This is a genomic window from Enterococcus montenegrensis (assembly GCF_029983095.1).
GTDB classification, from domain to species: Bacteria; Bacillota; Bacilli; order Lactobacillales; family Enterococcaceae; genus Enterococcus_C; species Enterococcus_C montenegrensis.
On sequence record NZ_CP120467.1, the window covers coordinates 1,250,749 to 1,267,682 of the forward strand.

Sequence of the window (16,934 nt, forward strand, 5' to 3'; positions counted from 1 at the left end):
GTTGGTAAATGAACCGCTGCGTTCAATTTATCGACTTTTTTTTGTTATACTATGCTAGTAACAAGATAACTTCAATTGCTTTTTTTGAAGGAAGGAGTTTGAGATGACTTTACAATTTTTAATTGGCAATGGTGCTTTAGATCATCGCCAAACTTATATAAAAAAAGCACAAGCATGGCTTGAGCAAGACGCAGAAAATCAAGTTTTTTTTCTAGTCCCTAACTACAATAAATTTGAGCAAGAACAAGAAATTTTAAAAGCGCTGAAACCTGAGAATACGTTATCTTTTTCCACGATTCGTGCCCAAGTTTTTAGTTTTTATCGTCTGGCTTGGTTTTATTTACAAAAAACAGGTCAATTGGCCAATCAAACACTTTCAGAGGCTGGAAGTCTCATGCTTTTACAAAAAGTATTGGAAGAAAGTAAAGAAGATTTATTTCTGTATCGTGGTGAAGTGGAAAAATCAGGTTTTTGTGGAAAATTATTAGGTTTATATCAAGAGTTAAAAGTAGGTAATTTAACACCAGAGGACTTAGTAGCTACTTTATCCAAAGAAAGCGTGAACGCTGATCAAAGCTTAAAGTTTGCCGAATTGCGTTTAATCTTGACCCGCTATGAGACAGAACTTGCAAAACGCCAATTACAAGTGGTAGATCCATTAGCCTTATTGACGAGTTATTTGAGTGGTGATGCGAGCAGTCTTTTTGCGCCACCTAATTTAAGTAAAACATTATTTATTGCGACTGATTTTCAAGAACTTTATGCCCAAGAGCGTTGCCTTTTGACGACTTTGGCCAAAAATGGCCATGTTTTATTGGATTTGGTGTTAGACAAGGCTTATGTAACAAATCCCCCTGAAGCATTGGATCTATTTCACGATACCGGTAAAATTTATTACCAACTCTTGCAAACAGCAAAAGAGAACGGAACGAAAGTTTTAGTTGATTTAACGGCTGCGCCGTTACCAGAAGCTACTTTACAAGTTGCAGTAGAAAGTTTTTGGCGTCAAACACAAAATGCAGGCAATGCGTCTGCTGCGGCTTTACCAAAAGAAAGTATCCACTTATGGCAAGCATTAAAACCTACCGATGAGGTCAATTACATTGCAACAGAAATTCGCAAACTGGTGGCTAGTGGGCAATATCGTTATCAAGATATTCAACTCTTAACAAACGATTTAGAGACTTATGGGCATTTGATCCCACCGGTTTTTAACGAGTTAGCAATTCCGTTTTATCTGGATCAACAGATTTCGATGGCCCAACATCCTCTTGTTGAATTTTTACAAGCGTTATTTGCTTTAGGCGAATACCATTATCGGCTTAGTGATATCATGCGGCTATTGAAAACAGAACTATTCATTCCCGCGTATTTTTTTGAGACTGATAATCCACTACAAAACTATCGCAATATCGTGGATCAGACGGAAAATATTGCTTTGAAATTCAATTTTCAAGGAAGTTTTTGGACACGAAGAGAAGATTGGCAGATCATTCAATATGATTTTGAAAATGAAGAACAAGAAGATGCTGACCAACTGTCACAAGATAGTAATCGACTGCGTCGGGCTTTTGCGACAGAGATTGCAGATTTTTTACAAAATCTGCAAAAAAGTAAAACAGCAAAAGAAGCTGTTAGTAAGCTGTATCAATTTTTAATGACGATTAAAGCTGACGAGCGCATCAAAGATTGGCGCCAAAAAGATATTGCAGCAGGTGACTTGGAATTAGCGCGTAACCACGAACAGACGTGGTCAGCACTGATGGACTTGATGGATGACTACGTTGAAATTTATGGAGAAGATTCGTTTAATTTAACGAATTTCAGTTTGCTTTTTACTACGGGATTGGACAATACCTTTTATGGTAAAGTTCCTTCTGCAATTGACCAAGTCCAGTTAAATCAGTTAGGCCTGGCTCGAATTGGGCAAGCAAAGATTACCTTTGCCATGGGCCTAAATGATAAGAATTTTCCCGCTCCGGTTTCAGACGATAGTTTGTTAACAATAGAAGACAGGGAAGTATTAAACATAAGCCTAACGGATGAAAAACAATTACGGGATCTTCGAACAGAGAGCGTAGCAAAAGCACCTTTTGTTGCCTACAAAGTTTTTTTATCAGCTTGTGATGAACTCTTTTTAAGCTATGCGGCTAATCATGACACAGAGCAAAACTTACGCATTTCGCCGTATTTGCAACGTTTTGTCACTCAAGGAAATTTAAAAGTAATCCCTCTAGAGGAGCTATCTTTAACAAGTGAACCAGAAAATTTTGTGGCGACTTATCGTAATTTGGTGGGCCAGCTGAATTTATTGTATCGGAATGCAAAAGATGAAAAGTTAACCGTAAACGCAAAATGGCGCGCTTTAGAAGAGATGTTGCTGGCCTCTTCTTATCGTAATTTGGCACAACGCGCTTTTGCCAGCCGAGAGTACCTGAATGTGCCAGTAACATTACCAAAGGAAGTCGCAACAAAACTTTACGGCAAAGATTTGTATTCATCGATTTCCCAGATGGAAAGTTTTTATCAGTGTGGGTACCGTTATTTTGCTAATTATGGCTTGCGCTTAAAAGAGCGGGAGTTATTTGGTCTTGATGCACTTACAACTGGAACGCTTTTTCACGATGCGTTGGATTTGTTTTTGCAAGCTGTTTTTGCGAAACAAAAATTATTGGTGGAATTAGATGAAAATGAAGCTCAGCAGTTAATCGATACTGTTTTACAGCAAATTTTTGCGGAACCGCGCTTTATGATTTTACAAAGTTCTGCCCGCATGCATTATTTGCGTTATCGTCTTGGCAAGACGATTAAAAAAGTGATTTGGGCGTTGCATAAGCAAAGTAAGCGCACTAAAATGACCCCGCTTGCAACTGAAATTGTTTTTGGTCAGTTAGCTGGAACTAGTGGTATTAAAGGTATTGAAGAACCTTTATCAACCGGCGGCCACTTAGCCGTACGAGGAAAAATTGACCGACTGGATATGGCCCAAAGTAGCGAGCACACTTGGCTTGCAGTGATCGATTACAAATCAGGTGTAAAAGATTTCAATTTAACTGACGCTTATTTTGGTTTGGCGATGCAATTGTTGACCTATCTAGATGTTGCCTTAATAAACGCGGCTGAACTAGTAGGAACAACTGATGTTAAGGCTGCCGGGGCGTATTATATGCGCATTCATGATCCAGTTTTAAAAGCAGAAGAGGCAAGCTTGGCTGAAGTTTTAAAAGCTTATAAATATAAAGGGATTTTTGCAGAAGATAGTGAATTATATCCCTTGTTAGATGACACATTGGAGGTAAAAGAGCGCTCTTTTGTTTATCCAATTTTAAGTAATAAAGATGGTGTTTTGGCTAAAGAAAGTAATTCAAAAGCTTTTTATCAAGGAGAGGAGTTGGAGCTTTTAAGGCAACATAATCGCCATTTAATGAAAAATGCAGCAGAAAATATTGTCACCGGTGAAATTTTCTTAAATCCTTACAAGAAAAGTAGTGGGGAAAAGGCGTGCAATTTTTGTCCTTTCCGCAGTTTGTGTGGCTTTGATGTCATGCTTGCACAAAATGATTATCACGAAATTCCCAATTTACCAAAATCAGAAATTTTAAATGAAATCAAGGAGGAAAACGGCGATGTCTAAAACAAATCCAGTTATTCCGGTAAGGCCGGAAAACGAACGCTTTACAGACCGACAATGGCAAGCCGTTTTTGACGGCGGGGATAATCTATTGGTTTCTGCTTCAGCAGGTTCTGGTAAGACCACTGTCCTAGTCAGACGCGTCATTGAAAAGTTAAAAAGTGGGGTCGATATTGATCGTTTATTAATTGTAACCTTTACAGAAGCTGCTGCTAGTGAAATGAAAGAACGAATTGAAAAAGCGCTGCGGCAAAGTATTAATGAAGAAGGAAATAGTAATTTACGCGCACATTACGTGAAACAGTTAGTGTTATTGCCACAAGCCAATATCTCCACCCTCCATGCTTTTTGTATGACAGTGATTAAACGCTTTTATTATTTGATTGACCTTGATCCGGTTTTCCGTCTCTTAAGTGATGAAACTGAAAAATTATTGTTGCAAGAAGAAGTTTGGACGGGTTTAAGAGAAGATTATTATGCCAATGACGACGAGGATTTCTTTAAATTAACGGAAAACTTTGGCAGCGATCGTTCCGATGAGGGGTTAACGGATTTGGTTATGCGTTTGTATCAATTTGCTTGTGCAGCCCCTGATCCAGCTTATTGGCTAGAAGAGTTACCCAAAAATTATCAAGCGCAAGATGGTTTCCAAACAACTGCATTGTACCAATCAGCAATCAAGCCTGCTGTAGTGGCAGAGTTAGAATTAGCAGTAGCAAACTATGAGCAGGCAATCGCTATTTGCCAAAATGAAGAGAAGTTGACAAAAGATGTTGCATTGTTAACAACACAGCTAAATCAGGTGATGCGATTGCAAGCAGCGCTTGTAGCAGACGATATGGCAGCTCTTTTTGCCCAAATTGAAGGACTCGATTTAAAAACGAATGTCCGAAAAAAAAGGGGAGAGCTGGCGGATCTTTCTGTGAGTGTCAAAGAATTTCAAGGAATCGCAAAAGAAAGTGTAGCCCAAGTGGTGACTTATTTTCCTTATCCTGAGGCTATTATGAATGATTTATTGGTGAAGTCCCATGCGTTAGTTGCAAAAATGAGTGAAGTCACGCAAGCTTTTAGTCAAGCCTATACTAAAAAAAAATTGGCGAAAGGTGTTTTAGACTTTAATGATTTGGAACACTATACACTGGCAATTTTAAAGGCAGAAAATAGCCCTGCTACCACTTATTATAAGAGCAAGTTTACTGAAGTGATGGTGGATGAATATCAAGATGTCAATCGTTTGCAAGAAGCGATTTTAAGTTATGTTAGAGACAATACAGAAAGTGCCGGAAATATGTTTATGGTAGGGGATGTAAAGCAGTCTATTTACGCTTTTCGTTTGGCAGATCCTACATTATTTATTGAAAAATACAATGACTATGGTAATGAGAAAAATGGCCGCAGAATCGTTTTAGCAGAGAATTTCCGCTCCCGCAAAGAAGTCTTGGATTTTACCAATTTAGTTTTTGAACAATTGATGGATCAACAGGTCGGGCAAATCGATTATGACCAAGCAGCGGCGTTAATTCCTGGTTTTCCTAATTTTCCAGCAAGTGATGCGTTTAAGACGGAATTACTTTTGTTTGAAAAAGGGACAAAAGATGATGTCAAGCATTTCGAGACACGTCAAGCTGGTGAAATTCAAATCACAGCATTAAAAATCAAAGAATTAATTAGCCAATCTTTTCAAATTTATGATAAAGACAAAAAAATGATGCGAAAACTTGAATATGGCGATATCGTGTTACTTACCCCAACAAGGGGAAACAATCAAGTTATTGTCGACACTTTTTACGACTTAGGTATTCCACTGGAGATTACGGATGCCGAAAGTTATTTTCAAGCAACTGAGATTCAAACTATTATTAGCTTGTTAAAAATTATTGATAATCCTTATAACGATATACCGCTGGCTTCTGTATTACGTTCGCCAATTGTAGGGTTACTAGAAGATGAACTGGCGCAAATTCGCCTGCAAAATAAAAATGGTTTTTATTATGAAGCTTTAAGTGACTATAGCCTTTATGGGGAAAAAGAAGAGCTAAAAGAAAAGATCAATCTTTTTTTAAGCCAATTAGAAAGTTGGCGGGCCTTCTCAAAACGCAACGCTTTACCGGATTTAATTTGGCGTCTTTATGAAGAAACAGCCTATTTGGATTATTGTTTGGGCTTACCAAACGGAATTCAGCGCCACGCAAATTTGATTGCTTTGGTAGAACGGGCAAAAAATTATGAAAAAAGTAATTTTCGCGGTTTATATCAATTCATCAGTCTGATTGAAAAAATGCAGGAAAAAGATTTAGATTTGGCTGAACCTGCGACAAAATCAGTGGAAAATGCGGTGCGGGTTATGACCATTCACGGTAGTAAGGGGTTGGAATTTCCAATTGTCTTTTTATTAGATATGGCCCGCGATATCAATCGTTTGGACTTTAACCGCAATTATATTTTTGAAGAGCATCTAGGGGCAGGCATTAAATATGTGGACCAAGAAAGACAAGTCAGCTATGAAACTATGCCCTACAAAGGCATTAAGCAAGTTCGTTTAAACAAAGCTTTTTCAGAAGAAATGCGTAAACTTTATGTTGCTTTGACGCGTGCCGAACAAAAATTGTATTTAGTTGGCTCTTATGAAAACAAAGAAAAAGCATTGCAAGCGTGGCAAGGAGCCCTAACACAAGAAAAGAAAGTGTTAAATCCTGCCTTGCGTTTAAAAGGTAGCCATGTTTTACTAAATTGGGTGGGGATGACATTGATGCGTCATCCGGATATGGAAGCTGTTTTTAGTGAAGCAAAAGATCGCAGCTATACCGTGCAAAGTCCGGCCCAGTTCACCATTTATTGGTTTAACCAAGCCGATGTGAAAGCCTGGCGCGAAAATTATGAAGAAAATGTAATTGCGCCTATGGACGAGAAAATAAAAGAGCAAACCCAAGCAGATTTAACAACAGTCAAAAAACGCTTAGATTTTATTTATCCTTATGAAAAAGCAACACAAACGACAAGTTATCAATCCGTAACAGAGATTAAGCGGGTTTTTGAGGACCCAGATAATACCCAAGAAAATCGCTTAGATTGGCAAAGTAGTTTGGAAAAACAGGCGACTGGTAACCGTTATACAGCTGAAACTTTAGCGACACCGAAGTTTATGGCTGAAACAAAACGTGATGCCGCTAGCATTGGAACGGCTACCCATACGGTGTTGCAATTGTTAGATTTAAACAAAGCTCCCACTGAAACGCAATTGGAGCAATTTATTGCTAAACTTGTCACGGAAGGAATTTTAACTACAGAACTTGCCGCAGAAGTAGTTGTACCAGATATCCTTTGGTTTTTTGACACTCCCTTGGGTCAAAAGCTGATCGCCCAACAAAGCAACGTGCATCGAGAAGAACCTTTTGCCATGTTGCAAAAAACAACGACAATTTTTAACAACTACGATAATGAAAATGATGAGTTGCTTATTCATGGGATTATCGATGGATATATTCTAGCAGATGAAATTTTACTTTATGATTTTAAAACCGATCATTTAACAAAAGAGAATGAAGGACAACTTATAAAACGTTATCAAGGTCAGATTAACCTTTATAAAAAAGCATTAACAGAAACGTATAACCGTCCTGTTACAGAGAGTTATCTGATTTTTTTAAAGGGACGTAAAATAATTTCTCTTTTGTAATCTTTTGTGCTTACAAAATGTAAGAAGCGTGCTATAATGTGTCAAAAGAGGTGACCGAAAGTGGAACAAGTTGTAGAAACAGAATTTTGTTTGTGTCCAAAATTTGAAAAAGCTTTTTCGATTTTGGGAAAAAAATGGAACGGTTTGATTCTCGATGTTTTATTAGAAGATGGGGCCCAACGTTTTGTTGATTTGGCAAATAAAATTCCCGAAGTAAGTGATCGCGTATTGGTTGAACGTTTGCGGGAGTTAGATGCTGAGGGAATTGTCGCCAAAGAAGATAATTTATATCAATTAACAGCAAAAGGCCATGATTTAGAAACCAGTTTGATTGCAGTCAAAGATTGGGGCAACAAATGGATCGATGCTGCAGAATGCAGTTGATTTTCAGCCAAAAGTTTTGTACACTAAATACAATTGGATAAAAAGCAATGATGGAAACAAGTAATTTGGCTGATTCGGAAAAAGGGAGTCCTGTCATAGACTGAAAGCAGGGGCCGCAATCGAAAAATGAAATTCACTTCCTAGCTTGCTTGGTGAAAGCCAGGCCGGTTGTCTAGCAATCGTTATTAAAATTAAGTGCGTCATATTTTGACGAATTAGGATGGTATCGCGAGACCTCGTTCCTTTAGGGAATGAGGTCTTTTTTTTATCGTTAAAGCCAAAAGTCCAGCTACCGCATTTTAAATTCCAAGTAATGAATGGGGTAAAGTTGAACTTTTTTAATTAAGGAGGAACAAGTATGTCTTTACAAGCCAAATTGGAATCATTGAAAAATGAAACCATGGAAAAAATTGACAACGTCAATGATTTACAGGCGTTAAATCAAATTAGAGTGGAAACACTTGGAAAAAAAGGCCCAATTACAGAAGTTTTGCGGGGAATGAAAGATTTATCGGCAGAAGAACGTCCTAAAGTCGGAAGTTTTGCCAATGAAATTCGCGATGAGTTAACACGCGCACTTGAAGAAAGAAAACAAGTATTAGAAGAAGCTGCACTAACCGCTGCTTTAGCGAAAGAAAGCATTGATGTAACGTTACCAGGACAACAAGTTCAAAAAGGAAATCGTCATGTGTTAACACAAATTATGGAAGAGATTGAAGATATCTTTGTTGGCATGGGCTACCAAGTTGTAGAAGGTTATGAAGTTGAAAGTGACCATTATAACTTTGAACGGATGAATTTACCAAAGGATCATCCAGCCAGAGATATGCAAGACACGTTTTATATTTCAGAAGATATTTTAATCAGAACCCACACTTCGCCAGTACAAGCGCGGACGATGGAAAAACACGATTTTTCTAAAGGACCACTACGCATGATTTCACCAGGAAAAGTTTTCCGTCGGGATACCGATGATGCCACGCATAGCCATCAATTCCATCAAATTGAAGGCTTAGTTGTCGATAAACATGTAACGATGGGAGATTTAAAAGGTACTTTGGAAGTAATGATGCAAAAAATGTTTGGGGAAGATCGTAAAATTCGTTTACGCCCAAGTTATTTTCCTTTCACGGAACCTTCTGTTGAAGTCGATGTTAGTTGTTTTAAATGTGGTGGTGCAGGTTGCAATGTCTGCAAATATACAGGTTGGATCGAAATTCTAGGAGCGGGTATGGTGCATCCTGACGTCTTAAAAATGTCTGGAATTGATCCAGAAGAATATGCTGGGTTTGCATTTGGGATTGGCCCAGATCGTGTCGCAATGTTGCGTTACGGTGTGAATGATATTCGGAACTTCTATCAAAATGACTTGCGCTTTTTAAGTCAATTCAAAGGAGAGTAAAAATTTATGTTAGTTTCTTATAAATGGTTAAATGAATATTTAGACCTTACTCAAATTTCTCCCAAAGAATTAGGAGATAAAATGTCTGTAACCGGCATTGAAGTAGAAGGTATTGAAGTCCCTGCAGCAGGGTTAAAGAAAATTGTCGTAGGGAAAGTAGAAAAGTGTGTTCCGCATCCTAACTCTGATCATTTGTCTATTTGCCAAGTGGATATTGGTGAAGAAGAATTGTCTCAAATTGTTTGTGGTGCACCTAATGTCAAAGAAGGTATTAAGGTTATTGTGGCACTGCCAGGAGCACGGATTGCCGGCAATGTGAAAATTAAAAAAGGAAAAATGCGCGGTGAAGTTTCAAATGGTATGATTTGTTCTTTACAAGAACTAGGTATTTCTGAAAATGTCGTACCAAAAGAATTTGCTGACGGTATTTATTATTTACCACAAGCTGCAGTTGTGGGCGAGTCTGTTTTTCCTTATTTGGATTTAGATGACAGCATCATCGAATTATCCATCACACCAAATCGTGCCGATGCCTTATCTATCAGAGGTGTTGCCTATGAAGTGGGGGCTATTTATAATCAAAAACCGCACTTTGAAAATGAAGAATTGATTGAAGAAAGTACAGCTGCTCGTGACAAAATTAAAGTCGTGGTGACAGATGAAAAAGATGCACCGGCTTATCAAATTCGGATTATAGAAAATGTGAAGATTGCGCCATCACCACAATGGTTGCAAAATCGTTTAATGAATGAAGGTATTCGTCCAATTAATAACGTTGTGGACATTACCAATTACATTTTGCTTTTATTTGGTCAACCGTTACATGCCTTTGACTATGGGAAATTAGATAGTCAAGAGATTTTAGTTCGTCGTGCCAATGAAGGAGAAACGCTTGTGACCTTAGATGGTGAAGAGCGAAAATTAACGCCAGAAAACATCGTGATTACAAATGGGGTAAAACCGGTAGCTTTAGCTGGTGTGATGGGTGGCTTAGATTCTGAAATTACAGAGCAAACAACCACCGTAGCATTAGAAGCGGCACTATTTGATCCATTGTCAATTCGTTTAACATCAAAACAATTCAATTTGCGCAGTGAATCTTCTGCCCGTTTTGAAAAAGGCATTAATAAAGGTGATATTAACGAAGCCTGTGAAGTAGCTGCTGCTATGATTGCTAAACTTGCTGGCGGCACTGTTTTAAAAGATGCTGTAGTTGGGTCAACAGTCGCAGTAAAAGACGAAGAAGTAAAGATTACTTTGGCTAAAATTAATCGTTCGTTGGGAACGAATTTAAGTGTATCAGAAGTAGGTGCAGTTTTTAACGCGTTACAATTTTCATACACAGAAAGTGATGAAGAATTTTCAGTGACAATTCCACCGCGACGTTGGGATATCCACATTGAAGCAGATATCATTGAAGAAGTTGCCCGTATTTACGGCTATGATAAAATTCCAAGTACCTTACCAAGTGGTGAGACTGTTGCAGGTGCATTAACCAAAGAACAACTAAAAACACGAGAAGTGCGTAGTGCTTTAGAAGGTGCAGGTGTAACCGAAGCAATTAGTTATGCTTTGACAACAGAAGAAAAATCTCGTCAATTTATGATGCGTGAAAGTAACATTACTCGTTTGGATTGGCCAATGACAGAAGATCGGGCAGTTTTACGCATGAACTTAATCAGCGGCTTACTAGACGATGTTGCCTACAACACGGCCCGTAAAAACGAGCAGATCGCCCTTTATGAAATTGGTCGTGTCTTTTATCAAGACAGTGATCCTTTAAAAAACTTGCCGCTAGAAGAAAATCATGTTGCTTTTGCGTTAGCTGGCTTATGGCAAACCAAAGATTGGCAGCAAGCTGGAAAAAAAGTTGATTTCTTTTTAGCAAAAGGTATTGTTGAAATGCTCCTAATAACTTTAGGTGCCAAAGATATTTCTTACGTGAAAACGTCGGCTATGAAAGAAATGCATCCTGGCCAAACTGCTGAAATTTATTTAGGCGATGATAAGATTGGTTTTGTTGGTCAAGTTCATCCGACAATTGCCAAAGCTTATGATATTGGGGCAACTTTTGTAGCAGAGTTGAACTTAGCTGCGCTATTAGCTGCCGAAAAGACACCACTTGTGTATCAAGCAGTTTCTAAATTCCCGGCAGTAAGTCGCGATATCGCCATGGTAGTAAGTGAAGAGGTTGCCAATCAAGACGTTGTGGCGGCAATTAAAGCTGCTGCTGGCAAGTTTTTAAATAAAGTTACGTTGTTTGATGTATACCAAGGCACAAACATCAAAGCAGGTTCTAAATCATTGGCCTATAGTTTAACATTTGTCAATCCAGAAGCAACCTTGACAGATGAGGAAATTAATAAGGCGATGGAAAAAGTAACGAAAAACTTGACGGAAGAATTAGCAGCGGAAATTCGTTAATTATCGGTTGGAAAAGTTTAGGATTATGAATAAAAAATACGCGGCTCTCATTAGTTTGTTCGATGAGAGACGCGTATTTTTTAATTCTCTTTAGTGTGGAGGATAAACAGTGGGATTACTAGGACAACTGCTGACACGATAATTGTAGCTGTGCCTAAGCGATTGCCTAAAAGGCTATTTAAAGTAGCGCCAGTAACAAAACTTAAAATAACAATAGCAGTATCATTGAATTTGGCTTTAGCTTTTTTATCGTGATGAATAAAGGCATCCCAAGATGTTTCCCCTAAGGTACGTAAATTTCCCGTCATCATCAAAGAGGTAAAAGGTCCAGCATGAAGTTTACGGAATTCTTGTAACTGCGCAGCCGCAGCAAAAGAAAGTAATGCACTAGCCAGTTTATCAGAAATATAAGGAGATAAAAAAGCAGTAAGGAGCATTAAAATAATTTCAATAACTAAGACTAATTTTTGCCGACTGCGTAAACTGGTTTCATCTTTTAAGTGATGTTGCAAAAAACGTGTGGCAACACTACCGATAAAAAAAGCACTAATCGGCACAATAAACCGAAGCAATGCTCCAAAATTACCGTGACCTAGATTTAAACCTAATAAAATGAAATTCCCTGTTTGTAGACCTGCAAAAACTTCACCGTGAAAAAGGTAAGTATAGGCATCTAAACCACCAGCTGCGGCGGCTAAAAAAACACCAATGATCAATCGTTCGTGTAAAGGATATTCTTTATCCTTCATTTTTATCACCTCATTATCTTTGCCATACATATTAAATTTAGCCCCACTTCGGGCATTTGACAACTGATTTGACTTAGAAAAAATTGGTGAAATAAAAGTGATACGATCTAAATTTGAAAGCAGAAAAGTTCAAAGGGAAAATTAAAATCTGTACTTTTTGCTGAGAAATTTATGCGTCTACAAGGCAAAAAATAAAAAAGGCTTTGCAGAGGTACTTAACTTTTGAACAATAAGAACGAAATATTTAAACATTGCGTCGCAAATGTTTAATATTTATTTATTGTAAGTAAAGTGCTTTTGCAAAGCTAGACATGGATAATCTTTTGTAAAACAATTTAACCATGTAGAAATTTTAGATGTTTTTTATAGTACAGTCGACAAAAAGTATTTTAGCTGAAATAAGCAATGCCCATTGCTTCTTTGACTTGCGCTAATGTTTGGGCAGCAACCATTTCTGCTTGTTGGGAGCCTTTTTGCAAAATTTCCATAATAGCAGCAGGGTCTTTTGCTAATTCTTCCCGTTTGGTTCGGATTGGCGCAAATTCTGCTTCTAAAACATCAATCAAATAACGTTTGATTTTGACATCGCCCAAACCGCCGCGACGATAGTTATCTTTTAATTTTGCAATATATTCTTTATCGGTGCCAAAAACATCTAAATAGGTGAAAACCATATTGCCTTCAACTTGGCCAGGGTCTTCCACATGGATGTGATTGGGATCTGTGTACATACTCATAACTTTCTTTTTGATTACATCGGCAGAATCTGCGATATAAATTCCGTTACCTAAGGATTTACTCATTTTGCCATTGCCGTCAATCCCTGGTAGTCGTCCCATTCCTTTTGGCGGTAAAACAGCTTTTGGTTCAACTAAAACAGGTTTGTAGATATTGTTAAAGCTATGAACAATTTCTTGTGTTTGTTCTAACATTGGTTTTTGGTCCTCGCCAACAGGAACAAGGTTGGCTTTGAAAGCTGTAATATCGGCTGCTTGGGAAACTGGATAAATGAAAAATCCTGTTGGTACACCTTCGCCGAAATTCTTTTGCTCGATTTCACTTTTGACTGTTGGGTTACGACGGACCCGTCCAACAGAAACGAGATTCAAAAAGTACATGGTTAGTTCTGCTAATTGCGGAATTTGCGATTGGATAAAAAGGGTTGTCTTACTTGGATCTAAACCTACGGCCAAATAATCCAAGGCCACTTCCAAAACATTGGAAGAAACTTTTTCTGGATTTTTAGCATTATCCGTTAAAGCCTGCATATCTGCAATCATGATATAAAGTTCGTTGTTGGGATCTGCTTGCATTTCCACGCGTTTTTTTAATGAACCGACATAATGGCCTAAGTGTAATCTGCCAGTGGGGCGATCCCCTGTTAAAATGGTATTTTTCAAGAGTTGTCACCTTTTTCTAAATTCTATTCTCACATATGTCAGTGTACCTTTTTTTAAACTTTCCGGCAACTGCCAAAAAGGCAAATAACTGGAAATTGAAAAGTAAAACTGGGAAAATAAGAAAATAGCTGAAAAGTAGTTTTTTAGAATTGGAAAACGCATACAACTTACATCTCTATGTCAGGAAAGTTCTCAAAATTCTCCGTTGTTATTGTCAGAAAAGTTAGTCAATTCTAATTTTTTTTGCGAAAAAACTTTACAAACGTTTTTTAATTTGCTTATAATACTACTTAAACTAAAACATCAATAGATTTTAAACTTAAAACAGGAGTGACGCCAATGTCTATGATCGAATTTCAAAACGTGGAAAAATACTACGGTAAATTCCATGCGCTAAAAAATATTAATTTAAATTTCGAAAAAGGTGAAGTAGTCGTGGTTATCGGACCTTCTGGCTCAGGAAAAAGTACGATGCTGCGCTGTATCAACGGTTTAGAACGTATTTCTTCTGGTCATTTATTGATAAATGACCACGATCTTTACAGCAAAAATAGTAAACTGACAGAAATCAGAAAAAACATCGGGATGGTTTTTCAACACTTTAATTTATATCCCAACAAGACAGTGTTAGAAAATATTACATTAGCTCCCATTAAAGTTTTGAAACAAAATGAACAAGATGCCATCGCCCTTGCAGAACGCTTGTTAGATCGTGTCGGAATGTTAGATAAAAAGGATTCTTATCCGTCAATGTTATCTGGCGGACAACAACAACGTGTTGCTATTGCCCGTGGTCTTGCAATGCAGCCACAAATGCTTTTGTTTGATGAACCGACCTCAGCATTGGATCCAGAAATGATTGGTGATGTGCTAAATGTCATGAAAAAAATCGCCAAAGATGGAATGTCCATGATTGTAGTTACCCATGAAATGGGCTTTGCCAAAGAAGTGGCTGACCGGGTCGTCTTCATGGCTGATGGTGAAGTGGTTGAAGAAAGTCGCGACGTTGAGAACTTCTTTAATAATCCGAAAACGGACCGAGCAAAACAATTTATCAGTAAAGTTATCAATCATTAATATTGTTTTGGTTTTGTTTGTTTTGCAATCGTAAGGATCGGAGGAAAGTTAATGAAAAAAATCTTTTCATTTGTGTTTGGGCTTGCAGCAGTACTGCTTATATTAAGTGGTTGTGGGAAGAGCGTTGCAGACCAAGATATTTCAAAAGTTAGTAAAGAAAACAACCAGATTATTTGGGGCGTAAAATATGATACCCGTCTGTTTGGTATGATGGATGTCACAACCAATGAAGTAAAGGGGTTTGATATTGATATTGCCAGAGCTATCACAGAAAAAATTCTTGGACGGGACGGCAATGCAATTTTTGTGGAAGTAACTTCTAAAACTCGGATTCCCTTGTTAAAAAACGGAAATATCGATGCGATTATTGCTACTATGACGATTACAGAAGAACGTAAAAAACAAGTGAATTTTTCCCAAGTCTATTTTGATGCTGGCCAATCTTTACTGGTACCAAAAGATAGTAAAATTACCGGAGTGGATAGTTTAACTGGTGATGATACAGTACTAGCAGTTAAAGGTTCCACGTCTGCCGTGAATATTCGGCAACATGCTCCAGATGCTAAAATTTTGGAGTTGGAAAATTATGCCGAAGCTTTCACTGCTTTACAGTCAGGACAAGGCGATGCTATGACGACTGATAATGCTATCTTGTTGGGGATGGCCTCTGAAAATAAAAACTATAAATTAACGGGTAGTACATTTACAGAAGAACCATATGGTATTGCCATTAATAAAGGTCAAGACAACTTTTTAAAAGAAGTAAATAAAGCACTAGATGAAATGCATCAAGATGGCACGTATGATGAAATTTATAGCAAGTGGTTCCCAAATGACAACACTGGGAAAGTAAAATAAAGGAGGCCAGTTATGCTGACATTATTTCAAGAATACAGCGGTATGTTTTTTGAAGGGTTCAAATTTACAATTTATTCCAGTATAATTGCCCTTTTCTTTAGCCTGATTATCGGTACGTTAATGGCAATTTTACAATTGTCCAGCAATCGCGTGATAAAATTTTTGGCACAGGCTTATGTTGAGTTTTTCCGGAATATTCCATTATTGATTATTGCGATGTTTTTCTTTGTCGTAGTTCCGCTATATTGGGTGCAAATTGATGGATTTCAAGCCGGGACGATTGGTTTGATTATTTATACATCAGCTTTTATTGCCGAAACGGTACGTTCTGGTATTCAAACGGTGCCAAGCGGACAGACAGAAGCGGGACTTTCACAAGGCCTAACTTATAGTCAAACGATGCGCTACATTGTGTTACCACAAGCTTTCAAAATCGTAGTGCCGCCATTAGGCAATCAGTTTATTAATTTAGTGAAAAACTCTTCTGTCTTGGCAATGGTAGCTGGTCTTGATTTGATGTATCAAGGGGACCTGATTGCCAGCACGACGTTTAATACTTTTGATACGTATATCATTGTTGCACTATTTTATTTGGTTTTAACATTGCCACTTTCATACTTAATGAATCACTTAGAGAAAAAATGGGCCATAACAGGCTAGAAAGGAGCGGATTAAATGAACTTTTTTGATGCATTTTCATTTGTTAATATGCGTTTTTTAATGGATGGGTTACGAGTAACGGTTGAAGTTTCGGTGCTATCGATTATTTTTAGCTTTATTGTTGGTGGCTTTATCGGCGTGATTCGTTTTAGTAATATCCCATTTTTATCCAAAATTTTGGGGATAGTGATTGATGTTATTCGAAATTTACCGTTGTTACTCATTATTTTCTTCACGTATTTTGCTTTGCCGCAAATTGGTATCCGCTTTGATATTTTCTGGTCAGCTGTGGTGGCATTGACTATTTTTGAATCTGCGATGCTGTCAGAGGTTTTTCGGGCGGGGTTAAATGCAGTTCCAAAAGGTCAGATGGAAGCAGGGCTATCCACCGGTCTAACCTATGTTGAGACAATGCGGTCGATTGTTATTCCTCAGGCGTTCAAATCAATGATCCCTGCAATTGTTAGTCAGTTAATTTCTTTGATTAAAGATACTTCCTTGGCCGTAATTATTTCATTACCTGAGCTGACACATAATGCTAAGATTATTTACGGTCAAAATGAAAATTATGTTTTACCAATGTTCTTGGCGATGACAATTGCATATTTTATCGTCTGTTACGCATTGTCCCTTGTTTCAAAATATTTGGAAACAAGACAATATAATTATTAAG

General features: G+C 37.7%; 11 protein-coding genes and 1 other annotated feature. Of the genes, 9 read left to right on the forward strand and 2 right to left on the reverse strand.

The genetic code is table 11. The features are described from left to right. The first annotated feature begins 103 nt into the window (after window positions 1-103). The 5 genes from P3T75_RS06160 to pheT all read left to right on the forward strand — a co-directional run bounded on the left by P3T75_RS06160 (window position 104) and on the right by pheT (window position 11,517). Entirely contained in the window at window positions 104-3,634 is a 3,531-nt protein-coding gene (locus tag P3T75_RS06160; protein WP_282462484.1) for a PD-(D/E)XK nuclease family protein, read from the forward strand. Continuing rightward, window positions 3,627-7,307, forward strand: coding sequence for a helicase-exonuclease AddAB subunit AddA (addA, locus tag P3T75_RS06165; RefSeq protein WP_282462485.1), 3,681 nt, complete (start codon window positions 3,627-3,629; stop codon window positions 7,305-7,307). Before P3T75_RS06160 ends, addA begins: the two co-directional genes overlap by 8 nt. Before the next feature lie 60 nt (window positions 7,308-7,367). Next, window positions 7,368-7,691: a winged helix-turn-helix transcriptional regulator gene (locus P3T75_RS06170; protein ID WP_206902693.1), complete on the forward strand. Its 324-nt coding sequence runs from the start codon at window positions 7,368-7,370 to the stop codon at window positions 7,689-7,691. Between the two features lie 38 nt (window positions 7,692-7,729). After that, window positions 7,730-7,938, forward strand: a binding site (T-box leader). 111 nt (window positions 7,939-8,049) lie between these two features. Next, window positions 8,050-9,093, forward strand: coding sequence for a phenylalanine--tRNA ligase subunit alpha (gene pheS / locus P3T75_RS06175; RefSeq protein WP_206902694.1), 1,044 nt, complete (start codon window positions 8,050-8,052; stop codon window positions 9,091-9,093). Window positions 9,094-9,099: 6 nt separating this feature from the next. Further along, entirely contained in the window at window positions 9,100-11,517 is a 2,418-nt protein-coding gene (gene pheT / locus P3T75_RS06180; protein WP_282462486.1) for a phenylalanine--tRNA ligase subunit beta, read from the forward strand. Between the two features lie 80 nt (window positions 11,518-11,597). Here pheT and P3T75_RS06185 read toward each other — a convergent pair whose 3' ends face one another. Then, window positions 11,598-12,266, reverse strand: coding sequence for a YoaK family protein (locus P3T75_RS06185; protein WP_230710721.1), 669 nt, complete (start codon window positions 12,264-12,266; stop codon window positions 11,598-11,600). Between the two features lie 389 nt (window positions 12,267-12,655). Continuing rightward, a complete protein-coding gene (gene trpS, locus P3T75_RS06190) occupies window positions 12,656-13,666 on the reverse strand; it encodes a tryptophan--tRNA ligase (RefSeq protein WP_206902697.1) in 1,011 nt (336 codons plus the stop codon). Between the two features lie 339 nt (window positions 13,667-14,005). On the opposite strand from trpS, the gene P3T75_RS06195 reads away from it, so the two are divergent. From P3T75_RS06195 to P3T75_RS06210, 4 genes are read left to right on the forward strand one after another with little or no spacing between them, the layout of a single operon-like run. After that, window positions 14,006-14,743: an amino acid ABC transporter ATP-binding protein gene (locus tag P3T75_RS06195; protein WP_277988633.1), complete on the forward strand. Its 738-nt coding sequence runs from the start codon at window positions 14,006-14,008 to the stop codon at window positions 14,741-14,743. Window positions 14,744-14,794: 51 nt separating this feature from the next. Beyond that, window positions 14,795-15,601, forward strand: a complete 807-nt coding sequence (locus P3T75_RS06200; protein ID WP_206902698.1) for a transporter substrate-binding domain-containing protein — start codon at window positions 14,795-14,797, stop codon at window positions 15,599-15,601. Window positions 15,602-15,613: 12 nt separating this feature from the next. After that, window positions 15,614-16,261 (forward strand): amino acid ABC transporter permease, encoded by a 648-nt coding sequence (locus P3T75_RS06205; RefSeq protein WP_206902699.1) that lies wholly within the window; start codon window positions 15,614-15,616, stop codon window positions 16,259-16,261. A 15-nt stretch (window positions 16,262-16,276) separates the two neighbouring features. Further along, complete coding sequence (locus tag P3T75_RS06210; RefSeq protein WP_206902700.1) at window positions 16,277-16,933, forward strand: amino acid ABC transporter permease; 657 nt, start codon at window positions 16,277-16,279, stop codon at window positions 16,931-16,933. Window position 16,934: the final 1 nt, after the last annotated feature.

Excerpts from the sequence above, each read along its gene's own strand:
- P3T75_RS06160 (WP_282462484.1), top strand. The coding sequence starts at position 104 with ATGACTTTACAATTTTTAATTGGCAATGGTGCTTTAGATCATCGCCAA.
- addA (WP_282462485.1), top strand. The coding sequence starts at position 3,627 with ATGTCTAAAACAAATCCAGTTATTCCGGTAAGGCCGGAAAACGAACGC.
- pheS (WP_206902694.1), top strand. The coding sequence starts at position 8,050 with ATGTCTTTACAAGCCAAATTGGAATCATTGAAAAATGAAACCATGGAA.
- pheT (WP_282462486.1), top strand. The coding sequence starts at position 9,100 with ATGTTAGTTTCTTATAAATGGTTAAATGAATATTTAGACCTTACTCAA.
- P3T75_RS06185 (WP_230710721.1), bottom strand. The coding sequence starts at position 12,266 with ATGAAGGATAAAGAATATCCTTTACACGAACGATTGATCATTGGTGTT.
- P3T75_RS06195 (WP_277988633.1), top strand. The coding sequence starts at position 14,006 with ATGTCTATGATCGAATTTCAAAACGTGGAAAAATACTACGGTAAATTC.
- P3T75_RS06200 (WP_206902698.1), top strand. The coding sequence starts at position 14,795 with ATGAAAAAAATCTTTTCATTTGTGTTTGGGCTTGCAGCAGTACTGCTT.
- P3T75_RS06205 (WP_206902699.1), top strand. The coding sequence starts at position 15,614 with ATGCTGACATTATTTCAAGAATACAGCGGTATGTTTTTTGAAGGGTTC.
- P3T75_RS06210 (WP_206902700.1), top strand. The coding sequence starts at position 16,277 with ATGAACTTTTTTGATGCATTTTCATTTGTTAATATGCGTTTTTTAATG.